Raw genomic sequence first — 2,710 nt, forward strand, 5'->3', positions numbered from 1 at the left:
CGCGTAGACCAGCATCCCCAACGAGCCGTCCAGCCAGCCCTGCCATTGCCGCAGCGTGTCCGCGTCGACGCGCGGCCCGCTGCCGGGACGGAGCAGTTCCCGCGAGCGGGCGACCGCCTGGCGCAGCGTCGCCACCGCCGCCGCGCCGTCGCCGGTCAGGCGCTCGACTTCGGAGCGCACCTGCAGCCGGTCGATCGTCAACGGCAGCCCGGGCTGCTGCTTGAGCGCCTCGGCCGCCAGCGCGTCGGCGCGGCTCCACGCACGCAGCATCACGTTCCGGTCCTGGCCGCCGTTGGCCAGGAAGTAGGTCTGACGCAGCGCGACGCCCGCGCGCGCGGCCGCGCTCAGTTGCCGATCGGCCAGCAGCGGCTCGCAAGCCGCCAGCGCGACGCCTGAGCTGCCCCAGGTGTACTCCGTGATCAGGTAGAGCCGGATCCAGCGCTCGCCGTCGGGCCGGCCGCGACCCAGCGCCATCAACGCCTTGGCGATCTCGATCTGGCGGGCGCGGTCCTCGATCCGTCGAGCGGCCGGCCACTGCCGCTGCAGCAACGCATACCGCGCGTCCGTCGCATCGGGCAGCGGCTCGGCGAGCAGGCGACGCGCCTCCTCGACGCCGAGCCCGCCCGCGAGGGCGTCCTGCGGATCCACCTCCTCGGCGGTCGCAGTGCCGGGCGCCTCCTCCTGCGCACTCACGCCCGGGGCGAGCGGCCCCAGTGCCGCGCAAGCGATCACCCACGCCGCCATCCGGCGTCCGAAGGGAGGTGTCGGCGCGCATCGACGCCGCGTCGGTGTCCGGCGCGTTCCCAACATCTTGTGCGGCTCCTGTCCGGCCTGCGCCGGGCTGGCAGCCATCCTAGGCGAAGGCCCGCAGGCCCCCAACACCGCGAGTGCGGTGTCGACGGGCCCTCCACGGCCCCTCATGCCCGGGCCCATCCTCGGCCCATCCCCCGCCGCTGACAGCCCCTGCGCACGAGGCGACGCGGCCTTGTCCGACAGACCGCTTCCGGCCTCGTCCCTTAAGGTGGATCAACGGCTCTCCGGCCAGCGATGGAGTTCGCCATGCGTTCCTTCCCGCACAGTCCCCACCCGCCTTCCGGACGGATGTTCCGGCACTCGAAGCACGCCTCGCCGCACCACGGCGCGCTGTTCTGGCTCGCACACGCGGCAGTCCTGCTGGGGCTGCTGCTGATCGCCACCGAGGTGTCGGCGCAGCAGGGCGCCGGCCTGCGCTCGCAATACGACCAGCTCGCGCCACAGCTGGCGCGCAGTCCGTTCCAGCGTCCGATCGTGCTGAGCTCGGCCGACGACACCGAGCGTCCCACAGGCGAGATGCACGCCATGGTCGAGCATCCGTTCGGCACGCTGTCCGGCGCGCTGCGCAACGCGGACGCCTGGTGCGACCTGCTGACCCTGCCGGCCAACGTCAAGCGCTGCGCCGTCGAGGACGACCAGGCGCCGGGCGCGACGCTGCACATGGCCGTGGGCCGCAAGTTCGACCAGCCCATCGAGGACGCCTACGCGCTCGACTTCCGCTTCCAGGTGCTGGCGGCGCAGCCGCAGTACCTGCTCGTGGAGATGAGCGCGAACAAGGGGCCGATGGGCACCAGCAACTACCGCCTGACGCTGGAGGCGGTGCCCATCGACGCGAAGCGTTCGTTCGTCCGGCTGCGCTATGCCTACGTGAACAACTTCGCCGCGCGCGTCGCGACCAGCGCCTACCTGTCCACCTCGGGTCGCGACAAGGTCGGCTTCACCGTGGTCGGGCGCGACGGCGACGGCCAGCCGCGCTACGTCGGCGGCATCCAGGGCATCGCGGAGCGCAACACGATGCGCTATTTCCTGGCGATCGAGTCCTACCTCGACACGCTGCCGGCACCGCCGGAGCAGCGGCTCGACCGGCGTCTGCGCGACTGGTTCGCGGCCACCGAGCGGTATGCGCGCCAGCTCCACGAGCAATCGCTGGAGGAGTACGTCGCGATGAAGCACAAGGAGGCGCGCCGGCAGGTCGCCATCGCGCCGGGCGAATGAGGCCAGGGACGCTGCTGAAACTTCAGGGCGCGCCGCGCGCCGGCGACTCGATCTGGCGGGCGGCCCACTGCGCGCCGACCAGGATGGACGCCATCAGCCACAACGGCGCGGCCGCCACGCTCGCGGCGGCCAGCACGCCGAAGCCCAGCGGCATCGCGACGGTCGCCCCGTTGGCCGCCAGCATGCGCAGGCCGAGCGCCTGACCGTGCCGGTCGGGCGGCGTGACCTGGTGCATCGTCGCGAGCACCATGGGCTGCACCGCGCCGAGCGCCAACCCCAGCACCGCCGACCCGAGCATCAGTCCGAGCGTGCCGGGCAGCCACGCGTAGACCAGGAGCGTGACCGTCGCCACCGCCATCGCGGCGCGCAGCGCCTTCACATCGTCGATCCGATGCGCCCAACGCACGATGGCCAGGCGGACCAGCGTCGCCGCCGCCGCGAAGCTGCCCAGCACCAGACCGATGCTGGAGGCGGACAGTCCCTTCGCGTGGCCGACCACGGGCACGACGAAGCTGTGGGCGTCCCAGCACGAGGACATCGCGACGTTGACGATCAGCAGGTTGCGCAGGCCGCGGTCCTTGAGCAGGTCCCAGGCGGGACGCGGCTTGGCGCCGGTCGCCGCAGGCGCAGGGGCGTGGCGCGGCACGCGGCGCGCGATCGCCCAGGCCGCGAGCGGCAGCAG

The 2,710-nt window shown here is 72.9% G+C and carries 3 protein-coding genes; 1 reads left to right on the forward strand and 2 read right to left on the reverse strand.

What is annotated here, in order from left to right; genetic code table 11:
• The coding region (locus tag VF536_RS19060; protein WP_331616443.1) for a hypothetical protein at window positions 1–693 on the reverse strand (693 nt) is incomplete at its 3' end.
• A 366-nt stretch (window positions 694–1,059) separates the two neighbouring features.
• Here VF536_RS19060 and VF536_RS19065 point away from each other — a divergent pair.
• Window positions 1,060–2,028 (forward strand): hypothetical protein, encoded by a 969-nt coding sequence (locus VF536_RS19065; RefSeq protein WP_331616444.1) that lies wholly within the window; start codon window positions 1,060–1,062, stop codon window positions 2,026–2,028.
• Between the two features lie 22 nt (window positions 2,029–2,050).
• Here VF536_RS19065 and VF536_RS19070 read toward each other — a convergent pair.
• Window positions 2,051–2,710, reverse strand: a 660-nt coding sequence (locus tag VF536_RS19070; protein WP_331616445.1) for an MFS transporter, incomplete at its 5' end; no start/stop codon positions are given.

Source organism: Roseateles sp. (genome assembly GCF_036486225.1).
In the GTDB taxonomy this organism is placed as follows: domain Bacteria; phylum Pseudomonadota; class Gammaproteobacteria; order Burkholderiales; family Burkholderiaceae_C; genus Roseateles.

What these genes read in the sequence shown, in the direction of transcription:
- VF536_RS19065 (WP_331616444.1), top strand. Translation starts at nt 1,060, where the DNA reads ATGCGTTCCTTCCCGCACAGTCCCCACCCGCCTTCCGGACGGATGTTC.